The 1598-nt window shown below is 27.3% G+C and carries 3 protein-coding genes and 1 pseudogene; all 4 read left to right on the top strand.

Translation table 11 applies throughout. The annotated features are described in order from the left end of the window. Positions 1–143 precede the first annotated feature (143 nt). Positions 144–419: a TIGR04197 family type VII secretion effector gene (locus CD126_RS11600; RefSeq protein WP_049407838.1), complete on the top strand. Its 276-nt coding sequence runs from the start codon at positions 144–146 to the stop codon at positions 417–419. Between the two features lie 39 nt (positions 420–458). Then, a complete protein-coding gene (locus tag CD126_RS12195; RefSeq protein ID WP_169931283.1) occupies positions 459–635 on the top strand; it encodes a hypothetical protein in 177 nt (58 codons plus the stop codon). Positions 636–664: 29 nt separating this feature from the next. Next, entirely contained in the window at positions 665–1231 is a 567-nt protein-coding gene (locus tag CD126_RS11595) for a hypothetical protein (protein ID WP_049407836.1), read from the top strand. Then, positions 1212–1598: pseudogene (locus CD126_RS11590) on the top strand (hypothetical protein); the annotation flags it as partial. The gene CD126_RS11595 and the pseudogene CD126_RS11590, both read left to right, overlap by 20 nt.

The following is a 1598-nucleotide window of genomic DNA, read 5'->3' as shown; positions in this document are numbered from 1 at the left end:
GTAGATATTAAATTACTCCCTCAAGCCTATGATGGTTGGGGGAGTTTTCTATATTAATAAAATAATAATTTATAATGAAAAATATTATGATTTAGTGTATGATAAATTAATGTAACAAAGTATAAAAATTAAGGATGTTTTAAATGAGTAGAATTAGAAGTGATTTAATTATAGTTAGTAATTTTCAAAACGAACTAGATCAAAAATTAAATGATTTCAACAATATAAACAACCCTAATAAAGATAATTCTAGTACAGTAAGAGGAAATATGAAAGCTCATGAATGTATTGATAAATTGACTGAAATTAATGCTAAGTTAAATGAGAGTCTCAAATACACTATGAATAAAATAAAAAATATTGGAGAGAGTTTCAAGGAAAATGACAAAAATATATCTTCGCAAATAAACGGTAAATAGTAAATTATATATTATATAAGGTAAAAAGGAGAGAATAGAATGGCTAGTTCTTTCATCAAAATGGATCTTGATCAAGCAAGATTACAACAAGAAGAAATGAACAATATAGCTAAAGAAACTCATGATAATGTTATTTCTATGAAGCTAACTATCAATAAAACCATTCAAAATAATGAACTTGAAGGTAAAGCTTATGAGTCCGGGAAAAATTTCTAAAAACAATAATTCAACCATTACTTTTAGGAGTGAGTACTCTTACGCAATTAATAAATAGAGCTAGTGATGAATATATTAGAAAATATATTATAGAAGTTGACAATCAAAGTCTTGATGAAGAAGAACTTATACATGACATTAATCAAATTAATGATAAAATAAATAAATTTTTAGAAACTCATAAAAAACATAGTCTTGCGTCTAATATAAATCTTACTGAAGGATTAGAAAATAATAGGAAGGAATTGGAAAATAAATTACATAAACTAAGACTGTTTAACTACACTTCTGGTAATGTATTCGAAGAACCTATTAGCCTTTATGAAAATATTATGGATGGTTTAAATGTTGCTAACCAAAATATAAATAGTTCATTATCCTTATTTTCAATTCCTTCTGCGAGAAACTTGTTGTGGAAAGAGAAGATAATAAATAAATATAAAGAAGTTAATAGTAAAGATAAACCAATACATAAAGATAATCTTATGAGTAAGATTACGAAAGGTCACAGTTACTATGGAAAAACGGTTAAAGTAGTTAAAAAAGATAAAAAAGATAAAAAAAGCAAAAAATATAGTGAATTATATGCAGGATAACATAGGTAGTTTAGGCCGAGATTTTATTGCAGATTTAGGATTTACTCATACAGAATTAGTAGGAAAAGATATTAAAAAAACTGGGAAAAATATTAATACTCTTCCAAATATATACGATAATAAAGATTCACGAATTAGAACAGGGTATGGAGACAAACATATCAAATACGGTAATGCAATAAATAAAGTAGGTAAATACGGCGGAAAAAGCTATCCATTAGTAGGATTTGCACTAGGATATCACGATGATATAACCGCAGGTAAAACTAACGGTGAGGCGATAGCACATAACAGTTTAACAGTAGGGGCTGGTGCTGTTGCTGGTACTAGTGCAGGTATTTTATTAGGTACTAACCCAGTTGGATGG

It is taken from the genome of Staphylococcus pettenkoferi (genome assembly GCF_002902685.1).
Classification (GTDB): Bacteria; Bacillota; Bacilli; order Staphylococcales; family Staphylococcaceae; genus Staphylococcus; species Staphylococcus pettenkoferi.
Note: the sequence above shows the minus strand (reverse complement) of the source record. Positions and strands in the feature narration are given on the sequence as shown.

Bases quoted from the DNA above. Each gene is read 5' to 3' on its own strand.
- CD126_RS12195 (WP_169931283.1), top strand. From the start codon at position 459: ATGGCTAGTTCTTTCATCAAAATGGATCTTGATCAAGCAAGATTACAA.
- CD126_RS11600 (WP_049407838.1), top strand. From the start codon at position 144: ATGAGTAGAATTAGAAGTGATTTAATTATAGTTAGTAATTTTCAAAAC.